The 18,816-nt window shown below is 64.2% G+C and carries 17 protein-coding genes and 1 pseudogene; 8 read left to right on the top strand and 10 right to left on the bottom strand.

Annotated elements, in window-relative coordinates; genetic code table 11:
• Together A2J02_RS27100 and A2J02_RS04425 are read left to right on the top strand one after the other, a co-directional pair.
• Positions 1 to 160 (top strand): annotated as a pseudogene (locus A2J02_RS27100) (urease accessory protein UreG); the annotation flags it as partial.
• 6 nt (positions 161 to 166) lie between these two features.
• A complete protein-coding gene (locus A2J02_RS04425; RefSeq protein WP_068047299.1) occupies positions 167 to 835 on the top strand; it encodes an urease accessory protein UreD in 669 nt (222 codons plus the stop codon).
• 86 nt (positions 836 to 921) lie between these two features.
• Here the strand turns inward: A2J02_RS04425 and A2J02_RS04420 are convergent, their stop codons facing one another.
• The 6 genes from A2J02_RS04420 to dapA all read right to left on the bottom strand — a co-directional run bounded on the left by A2J02_RS04420 (position 922) and on the right by dapA (position 7,867).
• Entirely contained in the window at positions 922 to 2,325 is a 1,404-nt protein-coding gene (locus A2J02_RS04420; RefSeq protein WP_068047296.1) for an NAD(P)/FAD-dependent oxidoreductase, read from the bottom strand.
• Between the two features lie 97 nt (positions 2,326 to 2,422).
• On the bottom strand, positions 2,423 to 3,223 hold the full coding sequence (locus tag A2J02_RS04415) for a HugZ family pyridoxamine 5'-phosphate oxidase (RefSeq protein WP_068047294.1): 801 nt from the start codon (positions 3,221 to 3,223) through the stop codon (positions 2,423 to 2,425).
• A 23-nt stretch (positions 3,224 to 3,246) separates the two neighbouring features.
• Positions 3,247 to 3,924: a GAP family protein gene (locus tag A2J02_RS04410; RefSeq protein WP_068047292.1), complete on the bottom strand. Its 678-nt coding sequence runs from the start codon at positions 3,922 to 3,924 to the stop codon at positions 3,247 to 3,249.
• A gap of 19 nt (positions 3,925 to 3,943) precedes the next feature.
• Complete coding sequence (locus tag A2J02_RS04405; protein WP_068047290.1) at positions 3,944 to 4,498, bottom strand: isochorismatase family protein; 555 nt, start codon at positions 4,496 to 4,498, stop codon at positions 3,944 to 3,946.
• Positions 4,499 to 4,531: 33 nt separating this feature from the next.
• The gene (locus tag A2J02_RS04400; RefSeq protein WP_068047287.1) at positions 4,532 to 6,916 is read right to left on the bottom strand and encodes an ATP-binding cassette domain-containing protein; all 2,385 of its coding nucleotides are present in this window, start codon (positions 6,914 to 6,916) and stop codon (positions 4,532 to 4,534) included.
• A 6-nt stretch (positions 6,917 to 6,922) separates the two neighbouring features.
• A complete protein-coding gene (gene dapA / locus A2J02_RS04395; protein WP_068047284.1) occupies positions 6,923 to 7,867 on the bottom strand; it encodes a 4-hydroxy-tetrahydrodipicolinate synthase in 945 nt (314 codons plus the stop codon).
• Between the two features lie 72 nt (positions 7,868 to 7,939).
• On the opposite strand from dapA, the gene A2J02_RS04390 reads away from it, so the two are divergent.
• Entirely contained in the window at positions 7,940 to 8,839 is a 900-nt protein-coding gene (locus tag A2J02_RS04390) for a LysR family transcriptional regulator (RefSeq protein ID WP_068047282.1), read from the top strand.
• Here A2J02_RS04390 and helR read toward each other — a convergent pair.
• The 4 genes from helR to A2J02_RS04365 all read right to left on the bottom strand — a co-directional run bounded on the left by helR (position 8,800) and on the right by A2J02_RS04365 (position 14,888).
• Positions 8,800 to 10,977: an RNA polymerase recycling motor ATPase HelR gene (helR, locus tag A2J02_RS04385; protein WP_068047279.1), complete on the bottom strand. Its 2,178-nt coding sequence runs from the start codon at positions 10,975 to 10,977 to the stop codon at positions 8,800 to 8,802. The genes A2J02_RS04390 and helR overlap by 40 nt on opposite strands.
• Before the next feature lie 231 nt (positions 10,978 to 11,208).
• Positions 11,209 to 13,404, bottom strand: coding sequence for a sensor domain-containing protein (locus A2J02_RS04380; protein ID WP_068047278.1), 2,196 nt, complete (start codon positions 13,402 to 13,404; stop codon positions 11,209 to 11,211).
• Positions 13,405 to 14,007: 603 nt separating this feature from the next.
• Complete coding sequence (locus tag A2J02_RS04370) at positions 14,008 to 14,397, bottom strand: transcriptional regulator (protein ID WP_068047274.1); 390 nt, start codon at positions 14,395 to 14,397, stop codon at positions 14,008 to 14,010.
• A gap of 2 nt (positions 14,398 to 14,399) precedes the next feature.
• Positions 14,400 to 14,888: a hypothetical protein gene (locus A2J02_RS04365; RefSeq protein ID WP_068047271.1), complete on the bottom strand. Its 489-nt coding sequence runs from the start codon at positions 14,886 to 14,888 to the stop codon at positions 14,400 to 14,402.
• A gap of 80 nt (positions 14,889 to 14,968) precedes the next feature.
• Here A2J02_RS04365 and A2J02_RS04360 point away from each other — a divergent pair, with 80 nt between their 5' ends.
• The 5 genes from A2J02_RS04360 (at position 14,969) to A2J02_RS04340 (ending at position 18,662) form a co-directional block, all read left to right on the top strand.
• On the top strand, positions 14,969 to 15,442 hold the full coding sequence (locus A2J02_RS04360; RefSeq protein WP_068047269.1) for a hypothetical protein: 474 nt from the start codon (positions 14,969 to 14,971) through the stop codon (positions 15,440 to 15,442).
• A gap of 185 nt (positions 15,443 to 15,627) precedes the next feature.
• Positions 15,628 to 16,209, top strand: a complete 582-nt coding sequence (locus A2J02_RS04355; protein WP_082898621.1) for a hypothetical protein — start codon at positions 15,628 to 15,630, stop codon at positions 16,207 to 16,209.
• A 47-nt stretch (positions 16,210 to 16,256) separates the two neighbouring features.
• Positions 16,257 to 17,408, top strand: coding sequence for a GNAT family N-acetyltransferase (locus A2J02_RS04350; RefSeq protein ID WP_068047265.1), 1,152 nt, complete (start codon positions 16,257 to 16,259; stop codon positions 17,406 to 17,408).
• A 73-nt stretch (positions 17,409 to 17,481) separates the two neighbouring features.
• Positions 17,482 to 17,826 carry a nuclear transport factor 2 family protein gene (locus A2J02_RS04345; RefSeq protein ID WP_068047263.1) on the top strand — a complete coding sequence of 115 codons (345 nt, stop codon included), beginning with the start codon at positions 17,482 to 17,484 and terminating at the stop codon, positions 17,824 to 17,826.
• Complete coding sequence (locus tag A2J02_RS04340) at positions 17,823 to 18,662, top strand: SDR family NAD(P)-dependent oxidoreductase (RefSeq protein ID WP_068047262.1); 840 nt, start codon at positions 17,823 to 17,825, stop codon at positions 18,660 to 18,662. Before A2J02_RS04345 ends, A2J02_RS04340 begins: the two co-directional genes overlap by 4 nt.
• Positions 18,663 to 18,816: the final 154 nt, after the last annotated feature.

Raw genomic sequence — 18,816 nt, 5'->3', positions numbered from 1 at the left:
TCTCGGTGTCATGGAACGGGACGCGGCTCAGGTACGCGAGGGGCGCCCGACTGCGCTGATCTCCCTCACCGACGATCCGGCCGCGACCATGGTGCTCGAGTGGGTGCGGGAGCAGCTGAAGGTGATCGCCGACGCCGACGCGCACGCCCACACACACTGAGCGTCGATGCACACAGAGCTCTGCATCGAGGCGAGCCGCAGCCGGAGCCCACGCATCACCTCGGTGGGTGGACTCGCCGGCCGACAGACGGGACTGGACACAGTTCACCTGATCGGAACGGCGGCAACGCCTCTCGGCGGTGACACCATCGTGGTCAGAATTTCGGTGGCGGCCGGCGCGCACCTGGAGGTGCGCAGTGTCGCGGCGTCGTTGGCGATGCCCGGTGGGCTGCACCGTCACTCGTCGGCGAAGTGGCATTTCGAGGTCGGTGCAGGTGCGTCGCTGGTCTTCGACCCGGAACCGATGGTCGTCGTCTCCGACGCCTCGCACTCGGTGATCAACACCGTTGTGCTGGAACAGGATTCGACGTTGTGGTTGCGAGAGCGGACGCAGATCGGCCGCTTCGAGGAAGCGTCGGGACAGTGGAACAGTGCGATGCGATGCGACGTCGGAGGCAGCCCGCTGCTGCGCCATCGAGTGGAACTGGGCGCGGGATCTGTTGCGCACGACGCATTGTCGGCACCGCTGTCGATGTCCAGCACGCTGAGGTATCCCGATACCCGGGCGTCCGAGGTCGATCTGGCCGACGGTTCCGTCCGGCTGGCGCTGGCCGGAGGCGGTTCGCTGAGCACGTCGGTGGGGCGTCGTCTACAGCCCATCGATTCGCTCGGCTGAGACAGCCCCGACAAACGAACGACGCACGGGCCGACGGTATGTCGTCGGCCCGTGCGTCGTAGTCGTAGCGGCGGGTCAGCTGCTGATCAGCCTGCGGCCTTCTCGCGTTCCTGCTCCTGATCGGCTGCGTCCGTGTTGACGGCACCCGCACGTTCGAGGGAGTTGAGTTGCTCGATGGCCAATCGCGCGAACACCTGCTGTTCGGTCGACGCCATCTGCGCGCGCCCCTTGCCGAGGAACGTCACGAACCACGAGATGACGGTCGTGATGCGGCTGCGGTAGCCCACGAGGTAGTACAGGTGCAGAGCGAGCCACATGAGCCAGGCGATGAATCCACCGAACTCGAGCTTGCCGACCTTGGCGACGGCGTTGAATCGCGACACCGTCGCCATCGAACCCTTGTCGAAGTACTTGAACGGGGCCCGCTGGGCGGGATCGTCCTGGCCCTTGACCGACGCCTTGATCAGCTTGGCAGCGTAGGTCGCTCCCTGAATGGCACCCTGCGCCATGCCCGGAACGTCCTTGACCGACATCAGGTCGCCGACCACGAACACGTTCGGGTGACCCTTGACGGTGAGGTCCGGTTCGACCAGCACGCGTCCGGCGCGATCGGTCTCGGATCCGGACTGGTCGGCGAGCTGCTTGCCGAGTGGGCTGCCCTGCACGCCTGCGGACCAGACCTTGCACTGCGCCTCGATGCGACGCGTCGTGCCGTCCTTCTCCTTGACGGTCAGGCCGTCGTTGTCGACGTCGGTGACCATCGCGTTGAGCTGGATTTCCACGCCGAGCTTCTCGAGCCGCTCGGCAGCCTTGCGGCCGAGCTTCTCACCCATCGGCGGCAGCACGGCCGGAGCGGCGTCGAGCAGGATGACGCGGGCGTCACGCGGATCGATGTTGCGGAATGCTCCGTCGAGGGTGCGATCGGCGAGCTCGGCGATCTGCCCGGCGAGCTCGACGCCGGTGGGACCCGCGCCGACGACCACGAAGGTCATGAGGCGGTCCTTCTCCTCCTGATCGTCGGAGAGTTCGGCCTGCTCGAATGCACCGAGGATGCGTCCGCGCAGTTCGAGTGCATCGTCGATGGTCTTCATGCCGGGCGCGAACTCGGCGAAGTGGTCGTTGCCGAAGTAGGACTGCTGTGCGCCTGCAGCGACGATCAGGCTGTCGAACGGAGTGACGGTGATGCGTTCGAGGAGCTTGGACGTGACCGTCTTGGCCTCGAGATCGATGTTCAGCACGTCTCCGAGCAGCACCTCGGCGTTTTTCTGCTTGCGCAGAATGACGCGGGTGGTGGGAGCGATCTCGCCGACGGACAGAATGCCTGTCGCGACCTGATAGAGGAGAGGCTGGAAAAGGTGGTGTGTCGTCTTGGCGACGAGGGTGATGTCGACGTCGGCTTTCTTGAGCGCCTTGACGCCGAACAGACCTCCGAACCCGGAACCGATGACGACGACGCGGTGACGCTTCGATTCGAGCGGTTGGATGCTCATTACCTGCTCCCTAACGATTGCGGTGTGAGGTCAACGGTAGTCGCCATCGATCGCGACGTCTCGACAAGGTCGTCGTGTCTGTGGTGGCAGCGCACACCTATCGGCCGGCTGCTGCGCGCTTCGCCAGTTCCACGGTCGCGGCTCGCAGTTCGGCAGCCGAGTCGATCGGAGTTGCATAACCGACCCTGGTGTACGCGATTCCGCGCGGCGTGAGCACCTTCAGATCCAGTCCGTAGCGGTCCGCTGCCGTGCACTCCGCGGACGTCGCATCGGGAAAGCCGCCCAGTTCGCGGGCCATTGCAGTCAGCGAACTCGAATGGTCGGCGTTCAAGTGCTCGACCGCGTACGCGGAGGTCGGCGACACCGGATCGGGCGCGGCCTGGGAATACGCTTCGGCAGTTGCCGAATCCATCCGGCCGTATCCGCCGACCCACCGGACCCGATGCACGCGCATGACCCAGAGCGTGAAGTCGCTGTAGTCGAGGTAGTACTTCGCCGCCGGTACGCCGTCGAGGTGCGCCGCGCGTGCTGCGGCCAGCTCGTCGCCCTCCGGCCGCTCGACCACACCTGCCAGCGTGATTCGGCCCGACGCCAGCGGATCGGTCTGCGATTGCGGTGCCACGATCGACAGGCTCATCCGTTGATCGCCGGTGAGATTGCGTCCATGTTCGGCCATTCGCGAGACACACAGAACCGGAGCGCCGTCGAGCAATCCGTACGTGACGAACGAAGCCCAGGGATCGCCGTCCGCGGTCAGGCTCGCAAGAGTTGCGGTGTTGGTGGACGCAGCGATCGTGCGTGCTTCCTCGGCCGCGGACGGCCGACGGTCCTCGACGACGGGGGCCAGGGGAGGGGGAACGGACGGGGCGTCACCGGGATCGCCATGATCGAGTGCCATGCGCAGAAGCTTACGGCGACGACCTACAGGAGGTCTCGGGCATGAACGAGCGCGTCGGCGACGAGTGCGACACCGAGTACGACGAAGATGACGCGGACCGTCGGCGGGCCGTACCGCGTCAGAGCCCGCACGGTCGCGGTGAACGCCCGCCGGGAACGGCGACTCTTACTCGAAGCCAGTATCAGAACGAGGATGGGCGGTAGCAGCCCGATCAGGCAGTACACGACGACGATGGCCGGCCACCACGGCGGACGGGGAACGTAGGTCGAGAGCATCGTCAACCCGGCGAGATACGGCACTGCCGTCGGGCCCTGCACCAGACCGATCGTCAGTCCGGTCAGGGCAACGACGGGAATGCTCGAGCCGGCTCGGGCTGCCCACGCCGGCGGGCGACGTTCGGTGGTGCGCAGTGCACCGAGACCGATCAGCACCAGCCCCACAATCAGTTCCGTGCGATACCGGAGCGTGGCAGTGATGGTGATGTCGAACAGATCGGTGAAGAAGTCGATGCCGAGAACGGTGAGGATGCCGAACGTGGTCGTGGCCGTGAACACTCCGCCGACGAACGCCAGCCCGGCTCGGAAAGGAGACCGGCGGGTGGTTCTCGAATGCACAGCGATGGCAGCGGTCACGCCGATCAGCAGCACGTCGAGTGAATCGAGTAGTGCAAATCCGACAAGCGCAAGCAGCAAGGTCACCATGGAGGGTCCAGGATATCGGTCAGTCGAAGGTGACCTTCTCGGTGACGACGGCCTCGGCGGTCCGGCCGGGAGCGGTCTGGTTGTCCCAGTACATATTCGTGTGCGCGATGACCTGCGCAGGTGGCGGCGCGCCCCACTCGGTCAGATCCTCGGCAGTGTGTGCGTCGCTCACCAGCGTCACGTCGTATCCGCGGACGAGGGCACCGTGCAGCGTGGACCTGATGCAGAAATCCGTGTGCGCTCCGGCGATGACGACATGCCCTACACCGGAGGCGGCGAGCTCGGCTTCGAGACCGGTGTCCTCGAACGCATCGCCGTGCTTCTTGTGGACGATCGGATCGCCCGGAACCACGGGCAGAGCGTCGAGAAGCTTCCACCCGTCCGTCCCGAAGCGCAGCTCCTTCTCGGCGGAGTGCTGCACCCAGATCACCCGCGTGCTCGTCTCCCGTGCACGCGAGACCAGAGCCACGAGGTTGTCGATGACGCGCTGCCGCTCGTGGACGCCGACCATCATGTCGTTCTGCACGTCGACGATCACCAGTGCGGTTGCGGTCCGGTCGGGCAGGATGGTCACGGCGTCTCCCTTGGTCTCGTGTTCGGTTGCACGTCAACTCCCGACATACGTGGCCAAGTGCTTGCCCGTCAGGGTCGAACCGTCCGCCACCAGATCGGACGGCGTGCCCTCGAACACGACCAGTCCGCCGTCGTGCCCGGCACCGGGGCCGAGATCGATGATCCAATCGGCGTGGGCCATGACGGCCTGATGATGCTCGATGACGATCACCGACTTGCCCGAATCGACCAGCCGGTCCAACAGCCCGAGGAGCTTGTCGACATCGGCGAGGTGCAATCCAGTGGTGGGCTCGTCCAGCACGTAGATCCCGCCCTTGTCGGCCATGTGCGTCGCCAGCTTGAGGCGTTGGCGTTCTCCACCCGACAGCGTGGTCAACGGCTGGCCGATCTTCAGGTAGCCCAGTCCGACGTCGTTCAAGCGTTGCAGAATCCTGTGTGCCGGGAGCAGTTTTGCCGGCCCGTCGGAGAAGAACTCCTCGGCCTCGGCGACCGACATCGACAACACCTCGTCGATGTTGCGCCCGCCGTAGTGGTACTCGAGTACCGATGCCTGGAATCGCTTGCCCTCGCACTCCTCGCACACCGTGGCCACCCCGGCCATCATCGCGAGGTCGCTGTAGAGGACGCCAGCGCCGTTGCACGTCGGGCACGCGCCTTCGGAGTTCGAGCTGAACAACGCGGGTTTGACGGCGTTCTCCTTGGCGAACGCCTTGCGGATCGGTTCGAGCAACCCGGTGTACGTCGCGGGGTTGCTTCGCCGCGAGCCACGGATCGCCCCCTGATCGACCGACACCACATCGTCTGTCCCGGAAAGCGATCCGTGAATGAGCGAACTCTTGCCCGAGCCTGCGACGCCGGTGACGACGACCAGTACTCCGAGTGGAACGTCGACGTCCACGTCGCGCAGATTGTGGGAGTCCGCGCCGCGGATTTCGAGTACTTCGGAGAACTCGCGCACCGATTCCTTCAGTGATGCCCGATCGTCGAAATGCCGACCGGTGACGGTGTCGCTCTGCCGCAATCCGTCGACGGTGCCCTCGAAACAGACGTGCCCGCCCGCGCTTCCCGCACCGGGACCCAGATCGACGACGTGGTCTGCGATGGAGATCGTCTCGGGCTTGTGCTCGACCACGAGTACGGTGTTTCCCTTGTCGCGCAACTGAAGCAGCAGGTTGTTCATCCGCTCGATGTCGTGGGGATGCAGACCGGTGGTCGGCTCGTCGAACACGTACGTCACGTCGGTCAACGAGGATCCGAGGTGGCGAATCATCTTGGTGCGCTGAGCCTCTCCACCGGACAACGTTCCCGACGGACGATCCAGGCTCAGGTAGCCGAGCCCGATCTCGACGAACGAGTCGAGAGTCTCGCCCAGTGTGGTCAGCAGTGGTGCCACCGACGGTTCCTTCAGGCCGCTCACCCACTTCGCCAGGTCGCTGATCTGCATCGAACATGCGTCGGCGATGTTGATGCCCTTGATCTTCGACGACCGAGCACCTTCGTTGAGCCTGGTTCCGAGGCAGTCCGGGCAGGTGGTGAAGGTGATCGCGCGTTCGACGAAGGCGCGGATGTGGGGCTGCATGGCGTCGACGTCCTTGGACAGGAACGACTTCTGAATCTGCGGCACGAGCCCCGAATAGGTCAGATTGATTCCGTCGACCTTGATCTTCGTCGGTTCGCGATAGAGCAGGTCGTCGAGTTCCTTCTTGGTGTACTTCGAGATGGGCTTGTCCGGGTCGAAATACCCGCAGCCGCGGAATATTCGGCCGTACCAGCCCTCCATGCTGTAGCCGGGGATCGTGATGGCGCTCTCGTTGAGCGACTTGCTCGCGTCGTAGAGAGCGGTGAGATCGAAGTCGCTGACGGAGCCTCTGCCCTCACAGCGTGGGCACATGCCACCGGTCACGGTGAAGGACTTCTTCTCTGTGGTCTGCCTGCCGCCCTTGTCCACCTTGTACGCGCCTGCGCCGGACACCGACGCGACATTGAACGAAAAGGCCTGTGCAGAGCCGATGTACGGCTTTCCGATTCGGCTGAACAGAATCCGCAGCATGGCGTTCGCATCGGTTGCGGTGCCGACGGTGGAGTGAGGACTGGCGCCCATGCGCTGTTGATCGACGATGATGGCCGTGGTGAGTCCGTCCATGACGTCGACATCCGGGCGGCCGAGCGTGGGCATGAATCCTTGTACGAAGGCACTGTAGGTCTCGTTGATCATGCGTTGCGATTCGGCCGCAATCGTACTGAAGACCAGCGAGCTCTTTCCGGAGCCGGAGACCCCGGTGAACACGGTCAGTCGCCGCTTGGGCAGCTCCACATCGATGTCCTGGAGATTGTTCTGCCGCGCCCCCTGAACACGAATCGAATCGTGACTGTCGGCAGCATGCCGTGCCGAGCCCTCCGAGACCTTCTTCGTCGCCATGAGCAGTCACGCTAGTCGTACCGAAACCTGCTCGCTTCTCGATTCCTGATCGAATCCGGTGGCGGACAGGGCCGCGTCGAGTAGGCTCAGGTCGGCGGCCGAGGATGCGAGAAGTGGGCGTCGCACGGTCGCGTCGGAGATGACGCCGATCCTGGCGAGCGCGGCCTTGGCCATGATGGCCCCCTGCGTCGTGCGCATGACGGCGTCGGTCAACGGCAGGAGCGATCGCTGTACTGCGTTCGCTCGGTCCAGGTCGCCGACGCGGATTGCCGCGATCAGCTCGGCATAGCGGTCTGCCACGACGTTTCCGGTGACGCTGACCAAACCTGTTGCACCGGAGGCGAGGTAGGGCAGTGCGAGTTCGTCGATTCCGCAGTAGTAGGCGAGGTCCGTCGAGGACATGACGGTCATTGCCTCGTACAGATCACCCTTGGCATCCTTGACAGCACCGATGAGCGGGTGGTGAGAGAGCTCGACGAGCGTCGACGCCTCGATCGCCACACTTGTGCGCGCCGGGACGTCGTACACCATGACGGGTAGCCCACCTGCTTCGGCGATGGCGACGATGTGTTCCGCGATGCCGGCCTGGGTGGGGCGCGAATAGTAGGGAGCGGTGATCAGCAGTGCGTCGGCACCGGCTGCTGCTGCGGACCGAGCCATCTCCATCCCCGTGGAGGTGTCGTTGGTGCCCACTCCAGCGATCACGCGAAGAGCGTGATCGCGATGCCTGCAGGCGCAAGCGATCAGCTGCGAGGTCTCGTGGCCCGTCAAGGTCGGTGCCTCGCCTGTTGTTCCGGCGATGACCACGCCATCGCATCGTCTCGCCGACAGGTGCGTGAGAAGGGCATCGACGCCGGCTCGGTCGAGTGAACCATCGGGGTGCATCGGGGTCGCCATGGCGACGAGGTTCGTACCGAAGATCGTCGAGGCGAGCGACCGATTGGTGTTCATGGTCCGAGTGTGGACCGCTCGATACCTGAGGTCCAGCGATGCATTTTCGGCATTACTGCGTACTGTTCCTTCATGATCGATACCAGCGCCCTGCACGCACTGCGCGCTGTGGCTGCACTCGGCACTCTTGCGCGGGCCGCCGACGAGCTCGGCTACACCTCCTCGGCGATCTCCCAGCAGATTAAACGACTCGAACGGCAGATCGGCACCCCGGTACTGGCACAGGCAGGCAGAGGCGTGGTGCTCACCCCCGCAGGTCGGGCGGTGGTCGAGTCCGCGGGGGAGGTGTTCGACGCTCTGGAACGCTGCGTCGAGGCCGCTCGATCCGCCGACGGGGGCGTCGCTCGTGGGGTCGTTCGGTTGGTCGGCTTCTCGACCGCGGTGCGTGGATTGGTGGCTCCCGCGCTGATCGAGCTGGACCGACGGTATCCCGATCTGACGGTGCACATCAGCGAGGAGGATCCGGATCGTGCACTGCACAGCGTCTATGCCGGGACCGCAGATTTGGCGCTGGTGCACGATGCAGACGGGGTATCGGCACCCGCTCCTCCCTCGGTCGTTCGCCAACCGATTCACCTGGACTTCGGCGACGTGATCATGAAGCGAACCCACCCTCTCGCCCGACGCGAGACCGCGTTGACCCATGCCGAACTCGCCCGGTACCCGTGGGTGACGAGCCCGGCCGGGACGGTCTGTCACCAGTGGTTTCGGCGGCTGTTCGCCGAGACATCCGCCGAGATCGATGTTCGCCATCTCGTCGATGATTTCTCCACGCAACTCGCGCTGGTCGAAGCGGACGACGTGCTCGCTCTCGTTCCTCGCCTCGCGCGTCCGGTGCTCGGTGCCGGTCTAGTCGCGGTTCCGCTCGAGCGCGCTCCCGCTCGTGAGGTGCAGGCCGCGTGGCGGCGCAGCGCTGATGCCAGCCCGGCAATTCATGCCGTGCTGGGCGTCCTCGGTGCGGCCTCGCGCTGAGTGGTCAGAACGACCAGATGTCCGGTCGCTCGCGTCATGGCCACGTACCTGTCGACGGCACCGGCTGTTCCTGAGCCGAACGAATCCGGGTCGATGAGTACGGCCAGGTCGAATTCGAGGCCCTTCGACGACTGCGGTGTCAGCGAGCGGATGCGCTCCGACGGGACAAACGTGGGATCGCCTATGACGCAGGCGATTCCGTCGATCTTCGACTGCAGCCAGCGATCGAGGATCGACGCCAGCTGTGCCGCGTCTCCGTACTCGACGGGCACTCCGGTACTGCGAATGGAGACCGGGACATTGGCGTCCGGTAGCGCCGCGCGGATCACCGGCTCGGCTTCGGCCATGACTTCCTGCGGGGTGCGGTAATTGACACCGAGGGTCGCGATCCTGACCCTGTCGAGTCCGACCCGTCTAAGCCGTTCGCGCCAGGACTCGGCGAATCCCAGACGCGCTTGCGCGCGGTCTCCGACGATGGTGATGCTGCCCGACGGGCACCGGCGCAGGACCATCTGCCACTGGGCGTCGGTCAATTCTTGCGCCTCGTCGACGACGATGTGTGCGAACGGCCCCGACAACGGATCCGACGGGATCTCCTCGAAGCCCGCCGAATCGACGAGCGCATCGCGAATCCCATCCTGCCGCAACTGCGCAGCCATCATCTCGTCGTCGTCGGCGGCCATGAGTTCATCGACGACGCGGTCCATTCGCGCGCGCTCGTGTACAGCTGCCAGCTCCCGACGCCGAATGCGCCGTGCATGTTCAGGATCTCCCAGCCGCATTCGTGCGGCGTCGAGCAGCGGGAGATCGGCCACCGTCCATCGCGTCGGATCGGGTCGTTGTAGTGCGCGGACGTCCTCGGGGGCGAGCCATGGTGCGCACGAACGAAGGTACGCCGGCACGCTCCACAGGTCTGCGACGAGGTCGGGAGCATCGATGATCGTCCAGGATCGTTCCAGCTCCGCGCGCAGAGACTCGTTGTTCTGCAGTGACTTTCGTATGTCGGTCGGGGCCTCGTCGCCGTCGTAGCGGTCCATCAGAATCGTCAGCAGCAATTCCCAAACCTGTTCACGAGCCTCGTTGTGTGGAGTGCCGGGGTCGGGTGCCTCGAAGGCCTCGGCCCAATCGGCCGCAGTCAATGTCAGATCGGCCCATTCGGTCTCCACGATCATGGTCCGAGTCGGTGGCTGCTCGTAGAACGCAACGCCCGCTTCGATCGCCACGCTCATGCTCTCGGTCGCCTTCAATTGCGCGACAGAAGGATTCGTCTCGTCGATCGCGTTCGTTCCTTCGGCGACGAGATCTCGAAGAGTACAGGTCTGCACACCGTCCTCGCCCAGACTCGGTAGGACGTCGGAAACGTAAGCGAGGTACGGCTCGTGTGGGCCGACGAACAGCACGCCGCCGCGGCTGTGTCCGAGACGCGTCTCCGTGTACAGCAGATACGCGGTGCGATGCAGTGCGACCACGGTTTTCCCGGTTCCAGGACCACCGTCGACGACCAGCGCGCCGCGGGCGTCCGACCGAATGATCGCATCCTGATCTGCCTGGACGGTGCCCAGCACGTCGCGCATCCGAGGTGAACGCGCCGCACCCAGACTGGCGATGAAGGCGGACTGATCGTCCAGCGCAGCATCGGAGATCGGTCCGGTCAGATCGAACACCTCGTCCCAGTAGTCGGTGATGGTGCCGTTCGTCCACCTGTATCGACGACGACTTCGCAGCCCCATGGGATTGGCGTGAGTAGCACCGAAGAACGGTTCGGCTGCGGGGGAGCGCCAGTCGACGAGGAGTTGCTCGCCCGCGGTTCCCAGCAGTCCGAGTCGTCCGATGTATACCGGCTCGTCCGCGTCGGTGGTCACGACGCGACCCAGGCACAGATCGACTCCGTACCGACGCAGTGAACGGAGGCGGCCGCCCAAGCGGTGTATCTCGAAGTCGCGTTCCATCACTTCTCGGCCCATTCGGCCCGACGACTTCTGTGCTGCCTCCAGCCGTGCCGACGTGTCGAGACGAGACTTCTCGATACTCGAGCGAATAGCTGAAAAGTGTTGCTCGTCTTGGCCGATCAATGCCGAGTCACGCTTGCGCGCGAGATTGTCGGGTAGGTCGAAAACACTCGGGTACGCATGTTTCACAGGACTCCGATCGATTGCTACGTGGCTGCAGCGTGCAATTCTGAGCCCTGTACGGGGTCTTGCCGCAAGCCCCTGGGTGCGCTATACATTGAAAGGGGCCAGGAAGTAACGGTCCCTTTCGATCCAGTCCCCAGACACCAATGCCGACGAAACCGGCTGTGCATCGAATGATTCGAAGTCAGGATCAGGCCACAGGTGCGCGGCCCACGAACTTGCCCTCGTGGTGGGGCTTCATCGATCGCCGAGAAGCAGATCGGCGATGGCTCCGGCACCGACCGGCCGACCCAAGAGGTATCCCTGCGCGAAGTCGCAGCCGGTGGCGGCCAGTGCGTCGAGTTGCTCCTCGGTTTCGACTCCCTCGCCGACGACGGTGACGTCGAATGCGCGGGCGAGCGAGACGATTGCCGAGACGATCGCACGTGCCCGAGGGGCCGGCAGCCGGGCTATGTACGACTTGTCGATCTTGAAGCACTCGAACATGGGGTAGCGGTCGAGATACGACATGGAGCTGTGGCCTTTGCCCATATCGTCGAGCAAGAGAGCCACCCCCATGGCGTGCAGGGCGGAGACGGTGTCGGCGACCCGTTCGGTGTCGGCGACCCACACGGTTTCGGTCACCTCGAGGCCGAGAGCGAAGGCAGGCAGTCCCGTCTCTTCCAGTACCGAGGCGACCTCGGTGGGAAAATCGGGATCGCGGAGTTGAAGCGCGCTGACGTTGACGCGGACCACGATGTCGGAGAACGTTCGCCACCGCGCCGCGGCGGTGCATGCAGTACGCAGCGCCCACGCGCCCAAAGGAGTTGCAAGACCAGTTCTTTCGGCGACTCCGACGAACTCGCTCGGTTCGATGGGCCCGAGTTCGCGGTGATTCCAGCGGGCGAGCGCCTCCACGGCAACGATCTTCCGGGTGGCGATGTCCACCAACGGTTGGTAGGCGAGAGTGAGTTCATCGGCGAGCAGCGCCGCTCGGAGATCGATCGACAGCGACCTGATGCGATCCGCATCGTAGAGATCGGTGGGATCGAACACTGCGTGCCCACCGGTACCACTGTCTTTTGCGCGGTACATGGCCAAGTCGGCGCGGTGGATAAGCTCGTGCCGACTCGAATTAGGTTCGGACACCGCGATACCGATGCTGGCGCTCAAGGGGATGGGCACGTCTTCGGCGGAGAAAGGAACGGCGATGGAACTCGAGATGTTTCGAGCGAGTTCCTCCGCGTGAGCAACGCTGTCGACGCCTTCGCAGACGATCAAGAATTCGTCTCCGCCCAGGCGCGCGATGGTGTCGGCGTCTCTGATGGCCGAGGCGAGCCGTTCGACGAACTTGACCAACGCTCTGTCCCCGGCGTCGTGTCCCAGGCTGTCGTTGATGATCTTGAAGTCGTCGATGTCGAGTAGAAGCAGTGCTACGGTGCCTGACTGTTGTCTGGCGCGGTCCAACGCCGAATCTATGACCTCGTACGCGAGGGTACGGTTCGGCAGACCGGTCAGGGCGTCGTGCGTGCTACGTCGTCGCAGTTGGAGTTCGAGGTCGATCCGTCGGATCGCCGCGGATACGATGCCGGCCACCGAACTGAGAAACGACACTTCTTCGTCACGATAGAGGCGGGCCTCGGCGCTGTGGATGGAAAGAACTCCCCATGCTTTTCCGGCGGCGGTGAAGATGGGGACTCCGACGCCGCTGCGGAGGCCGAGAGAGAGCATCGTGTCGGTACGGAAACGCTTCTCGGCGTGACTGTCGTTGCACACGACAGGCTCCGAGAGCGTCAGGACGAATCCCACCAACGAACCGTTCCCGGACGGAACGTTCTGACGCAAGCCGAGTGCACCGCTGGCCGCGTCCATGGTCAAGTACGGATCGGTCGGGTGCTCGAGATGGGCGATGGCGGAGTTGCCCACGCCGATCAAGGTGGCGGCCGTGTCGGTTGCTGCGGTGAGCAACCTGGGTAGCTCGGCGATGACGGCGAATCGGCTCAGATCGGCGAGAGCCTTCTGCTCCAGCGCGTGACGACCGGCGATCACCGCGTCGGCCGCCATCCTGGCACTGCGCTGTTCCACCGTGTGTCGGTGCCTGATGGTGGATACGACCACGTCGGGGCCACCGTCGTCACGACTGATCACATAGGAAGACACCACGACCGGCATGCCGGTACCGGTCACGTGATGGCGCAGCTCGCAGTAGCCCTCCCACTTGCCTTCGGAGAGCAGACCGGCGGCGATGTCGTCGGTGAGATCGAGTCCGTCGGAAGTCAGCAGATCCAAAGCCGACAGCTGGCCGATATCGGCCACGTCCGTGACCCCGATCAGCTCAGAACCCGCCGGATTGATGTACAGAATCTTCCCCGTGAAATCGGACAGCGCAACGAAATCAGGGGAGCGTTCCAGGAAGGATCGAAGACTCACCGGATCGCCCGGGAGATCGAACATCGGCCCTCCGATCCGTGTGGGCCGGGATACGTGCGGCTCCGGGTCCATGTTATTCGTCGTTCGTGGTCAGTGTGCCCGAACAGTCCGCGCCGGGTATCAGTCTGTCCGTTGTCGTGCCTCGATGGGATGTCGAGCGACGAAGAACGCCACATTTCCCACCATCGTGACCTCTACCTGCTCGAATCTGTCGGCCAGGCTTGTCGTAAGCCAGGCAGGTCGTCGCGCCGTTCACCGCACACCTTGTACGTCTGTTCGACGCCGATCACTGTCGATCCGAACAACCCCGGGCACCGCACGACCGTCCGCTGTTCGGCACGAACGCTGCCCGACACGAATGCGGGCGACGAATGGATGTGCGACCTCGTCCCCGAAGTGGTTGTCGCCGTTGATGATCACGGTCAGCCGATCGACGTGAGCACAGAGTGCAGGGGAGTGGGGCGATTCGTCGTTGTGCGGCCGACCCCAGCTGATGGCTGTGCCGGTCGGACAACGGGCAGTCTGTCGTCGCCGATGGCGGTGATCGGACTCAGGCTCGGCGTCGCCGGTACAGCGGCGGTTCGTTCGGATGCTGAGTGGTGGAAATTGCACCCGGTGACATGCAGTTCAGCCCAATTCGGGTGTGGCACCGAAGGTCGGACTCCACGTCACGAGGGGTGGTCGCGACGGCGATGGTTCCGGGTGGCCGTGGGCGATGACAAGAAGCTCGGCGATATGAGAATCGAACGCTTCCCGTCCGGCACCTGTCAGCTTCACCCACGTCACTCTCCTCGAGTCCGAACGTGACAGCGACGCAGTCTTCTTCATCGAGACGTAGCCCGCGTCGGAGAGCGCTTTGAGATGTTTCGACAGCGACGCGTCGCTGATCTCGAGTGTGTCGCGTATGACCGCGAAGTCGATTTCGTCGATTCGCCGCAGAATTCCGCAGACGCGCAAGCGGATTGGAGCATGGATGACGGAATCGAATTTCGGTCCGACACCGGGATCTTCGGTCACGATCAGTTACTCCTGGACCGGCGGCCGGTGAGCTGCCGGATGCCTCCAGCGTGCAGATGGGTTCGGTACACGCCGTCGAACAGACGACCGCCGAACAGCACGACGACAAAGCACACGGCCTGCGGCAGAAGTACCCACCACGCAGACAGCGACGCCACCACACCGTAGGACACGCTCAACAAGCCGAGCACACTCACCAGGAGCCCGATGAGAACACCCCATCCCACCATGCGTACTGCCGCCGGTCGCACCCCGGATATCCGGGGGTAGAGCAGAGCCAATGTCGCGGCTGCTGCCACCGGGAGGGCGGCGAATGCGGCACCCACGTTGCTGTCCGGCAATACCGGCGTTCCTATGTGCAGAGCGGTCACGGCGGCGAAGACCGGGTAGAACCAGGACGGTGCAGCGAGACGATCTGCGAGGCAGACGCGATCGGCGTGGAGCGCACCCAGCAGATCGCGCACGTCGTCCGGCGACTGATTGCTTTCCATGTTGGCAACTCTAACACTTTCCGTCTAGGCAAGTGTTACGTTGACTCCTGAAAGTACACCGCGCACATCCATGGAGGGTCATGAAGAAGCATCCGGTCGTCACTCGTTCACTCGTCCTCGCCAGCGCGCTCACAGCCGTGATCGGTACCAGCGCCGCGCAAGCCGGTGCCCAGGAGAGATACTTCTCGCCGCAACAACGGATTTACACGCTCGCCGAGGTTCCCCAATGTCTCGGCGGTACCGTCGATGTGAATGTCCAGAGCGGCTACGCGCCCAACGAGATTCGTGCGAATTTCACCACCCACCTGTACAGCCCGGCATGGGCAGGATCAGCCGACTACGAGTGCTATCTGAGCATCTATGCGGATTGGCGTAACCACGACACCGGACTCAGTGGAACCGCCGAGCAGCGGGTGGCGAGCTGGCGGTTCCAGGGCCCCAATGTGGCAAACCCTTACGTGGACATCGAGACAGGGGAGGGTCCGCTCACGGTCACCTTCAGAACGAGTGCCGCGCATACACCTAGCCCCACCTTCGAGGTGCCGGCCCGCTGAACAGCGCCGAACCGGCTCCCGGCGGGCGAGAGCCGTGACGTCTTCATGTCGACTCGAAAGAGAAAAGAGAAAACGTGACAATTGCTCGGAAGTCAGTTGTTCTGGTCGCGGCTGTGTGCGGATTGGCCCTAGGTGGTTGTGCGAGTGGCGATTCGGACACCAGTGCCGCGCCGGACACGACGCGTATGCCCGCTGAGACGACGACGTCGCCCGCGGGGACGACTACCGAGTCGTCGGTTGTGGCCGAGCCGCCGACTCGGCTCGAGGCCGAATCCCCACAGGAATCGGCAGTCGCTCCGCCGACGCGAACGCCGGAGGAAGCAGCGGACCTGGTGCCGGGTGGTGGTGCGATCTTGCAGCCGTCGGGAGACGAACCAGGCAACGTCGATCCCGTGACGTTCCGGACGGGGAGTGACAAATACAACTTCACGTCGCCGACGGGCAACATTCACTGCGGCATCTGGGACGCCGACGGGCCCGAGGGGCGAGTGGGATGTCAGGCCGTGGACGGCAGAAATCATTTCGACGGACCGCAATGCTCGAACGCAGAGAACGACAAGGTCGCTGTTCGCGTAACCGCGGCGGGCTCGGAAAGCATGTGCACGACACAGGGCATCTACGTGGATGCGAACGCCCCAATACTCGAGTTCGGCCAGGTGCTGTCGGTCGAGGACGTGGTGTGCCGGTCCGGGCCCGACGACATAATCGGGTGTACCGCACCCACGGGTGGATTCACGTTCTCCCGAGATATCAACTACACCTACTGATTCGGACGTTGCGGGGTGTGAGTCGACAGTCCACACTGGGACCCACCATGACGAACCACGATCTGCGCGCCAACCCCCGGAAATTGCGGCCGCGACCAGCGGTCCCGCGCGAGGCGGCGGTAGAGCTGACGTCCAGCGGGGTGCCTGTTGCCGAGCGCGACTTCTTCGTCGAGGAGTTCCGCGGGGTCACGATCGTGATCGCCCTGCCCATGGTGAGCGTCGCGGCTCTGGAGGCAGTGGAACGGACGGTCGGCGAGTTCGGCACTGGCGACACGCGATTCATATTCGTGGTTCCGGCCGACCATGCTCCGGAAGTGACCGCTGCAGTCGGTGGTGTGGCCATGAACGGTGCGACTGTCTGGAACGACGAGTCCGTCGCCCGTCTGTGGCTCGCAATCGCGGACTCGGAATGCGTCGTGATCGGGGCGGAGGCGGCCGCTGTCGCGCGCACTGCCGGCACTGTGTCTGCGAGCGTGCGGGCATCGAAAATGGTTCTGACCGATCCGGGCGGGGGCTGGGGTAATCCTCCTCGTAGCTTCGCCGACATCGACCTGCACCGCGAGCGCCTGGTCGCCCACCTGGCCGAACGGGGGCTCGACGATTTCCCCCCAGCCGCCGAGGCAGCACTTGCCGGTGGTGCATACAGCGTAAACCTCTGTCGTGCTGAGGATCTCGAATTCGAGCTGTTCACATTCGACGGCCGGGGGACCGTCCTGACCCAAGGCCGCTACCTGCACTTGGCCTCGCTACAGGTGGACGATTTCCCGGCAATCGAGGCTTTGGTGGCACAGGGAGTGCGAGAGGGGGTTCTCAAGCAGCGCAGTCGGATCGAGATTGCCAGGATGGCTGTTGGTGGGCTCGGAGCTCGGGTACTGCGCACGGGGCACCTCGCCGGCATCGTCGGACTCGAGGTGGACCGTTACGCCGGAACCGGATTCGGCGAAGTGTCCGGTTTGATCACAGTCGCCGAGTTCTCCGGACTGGGAGCAGGCGGCTTGTTGATGGACGGATTGTTGGAGGTCTGCCGCACGAAGGGCATCTCGACCCTGTTCGCGGTCACCGTCAGCGGTGAGGCCGCGGAGTTCTTCGCCAAACGCAGTTTCGTCGAGGTCGGGCGTCAGGATGTGCCTGCAGCGAAGTGGGAGGACTACGACGCCGATCGGCTCGAGTCTGCCCGCTGTTTTCTACGATCCGTCTGATTATTTGTGAGCAGTGTTTTACCGGAGGACCTGGTGTTGACACTCCCCTTGGGGGAGGCATCACCGTGAGGTCATGACCACACAATGGGATGGACTCCCGGACAACGTGAAGAAGTTCATGACCGCACTCGACTCCAAGCAAGGCGCTCGCGGGCTCGCCGTATTCACCGCGGATGCCGTTGTAACCGATGAGGGCCACGACTACTCGGGCCGAGACGAGATCGAGGCCTGGCTGATCGCCTCGGTCAGTGAGAGTGAGTACACCTACACGAGCGAGTTCACCGGAGCGACCACGACCGGTACGACTGTCGACGTCGAGCAGCATCTGGAAGGCAACTTCCCCGGGGGAGTCGTCGACCTGCACTACCGCTTCACGCTCGATGGCGCGCTGATCCAGCGGCTGGTGATCGAGCCGTGAGCAAGCGATGGTTCATCACCGGTGGCACACCCGGCGGTTTCGGCATGGCGTACGCCGAGGTGGCGCTGGAGGCGGGGGACCGCGTGGTACTCACCGCCCGGCGTCCGGAGGAATTGGTGTCGTGGGCCGATCGTTACGGTGACCGCGTTCTCGTCGTGCCCATGGATGTCACCGACGCGGCACAGGTGCTCCGCGCGGTGCACACGGCCGAGGAGCATTTCGGCAGTATCGACGTGCTGGTCAACAACGCCGGTCGAGGCTGGTACGGATCGATCGAGGGAATGGACGAGTCTTCGATACGGGCGATGTTCGAGCTGAACTTCTTCGCCGTGCTGTCCGTCACGCGCGCAGTGCTACCAGGTATGCGCACTCGCGGAAGCGGGTGGATCGTCAACGTGTCCTCGGTGGCCGGGCTTCTGGCGGCGGCCGGATTCGGCTACTACAGCGCCACGAAATACGCGATCGAGGCCGTCACCGACGCGCTGCGCCAGGAAAGCGCCGAGCACGGCATCTCCGTCCTGGCAGTCGAACCGGGCGCATTCCGCACGAACGCGTACGCCGGATTCGCCGACGAGCCCATCGCGGAGGCGATTCCGGAGTACCGCGAGATGCTGGAGAAGGTGCGGGCCGCCTTCGTCGACATGAACGGGGTGCAACCGGGAGACCCGCATCGCGGTGCCCGTGCGGTGATCGCAGCGATGGCCCAGGACCCACCGCCACACCGGCTGATCCTGGGCAACAGCGGATACGATGCCGTGATCGACGCGCTGGAAGAAAACCTGAGCGACATCCGGTCGAACGAAATACTATCTCGCAGCGCGGATTTCCCCGCCTAGCCAGGCCCGCTGAAATAGAGAGGTATTGCGCTGTAACTGACGTATAGCCGTGGGTTCCGATCACTGGGTAAGTCTCTTATCTGATCTCGAGGTATTCGCTGACCCTCCAATCCGACGACCGTTCCGATACTGAGCGTGGCGTGAAGTCGAGGAA

It is taken from the genome of Rhodococcus sp. EPR-147 (genome assembly GCF_001647185.1).
GTDB lineage: Bacteria > Actinomycetota > Actinomycetes > Mycobacteriales > Mycobacteriaceae > Rhodococcoides.
The sequence above is the reverse complement of the archived record's forward strand: the minus strand, read 5'-3'. Positions and strand labels throughout refer to the sequence as shown.

Excerpts from the sequence above, each read along its gene's own strand:
- A2J02_RS04425 (WP_068047299.1), top strand. The coding sequence starts at position 167 with ATGCACACAGAGCTCTGCATCGAGGCGAGCCGCAGCCGGAGCCCACGC.
- A2J02_RS04420 (WP_068047296.1), bottom strand. The coding sequence starts at position 2,325 with ATGAGCATCCAACCGCTCGAATCGAAGCGTCACCGCGTCGTCGTCATC.
- A2J02_RS04415 (WP_068047294.1), bottom strand. The coding sequence starts at position 3,223 with ATGGCACTCGATCATGGCGATCCCGGTGACGCCCCGTCCGTTCCCCCT.
- A2J02_RS04410 (WP_068047292.1), bottom strand. The coding sequence starts at position 3,924 with ATGGTGACCTTGCTGCTTGCGCTTGTCGGATTTGCACTACTCGATTCA.
- A2J02_RS04400 (WP_068047287.1), bottom strand. The coding sequence starts at position 6,916 with ATGGCGACGAAGAAGGTCTCGGAGGGCTCGGCACGGCATGCTGCCGAC.
- dapA (WP_068047284.1), bottom strand. The coding sequence starts at position 7,867 with ATGAACACCAATCGGTCGCTCGCCTCGACGATCTTCGGTACGAACCTC.
- A2J02_RS04390 (WP_068047282.1), top strand. The coding sequence starts at position 7,940 with ATGATCGATACCAGCGCCCTGCACGCACTGCGCGCTGTGGCTGCACTC.
- A2J02_RS04380 (WP_068047278.1), bottom strand. The coding sequence starts at position 13,404 with ATGTTCGATCTCCCGGGCGATCCGGTGAGTCTTCGATCCTTCCTGGAA.
- A2J02_RS04365 (WP_068047271.1), bottom strand. The coding sequence starts at position 14,888 with ATGGAAAGCAATCAGTCGCCGGACGACGTGCGCGATCTGCTGGGTGCG.
- A2J02_RS04360 (WP_068047269.1), top strand. The coding sequence starts at position 14,969 with ATGAAGAAGCATCCGGTCGTCACTCGTTCACTCGTCCTCGCCAGCGCG.
- A2J02_RS04355 (WP_082898621.1), top strand. The coding sequence starts at position 15,628 with ATGCCCGCTGAGACGACGACGTCGCCCGCGGGGACGACTACCGAGTCG.
- A2J02_RS04350 (WP_068047265.1), top strand. The coding sequence starts at position 16,257 with ATGACGAACCACGATCTGCGCGCCAACCCCCGGAAATTGCGGCCGCGA.
- A2J02_RS04345 (WP_068047263.1), top strand. The coding sequence starts at position 17,482 with ATGACCACACAATGGGATGGACTCCCGGACAACGTGAAGAAGTTCATG.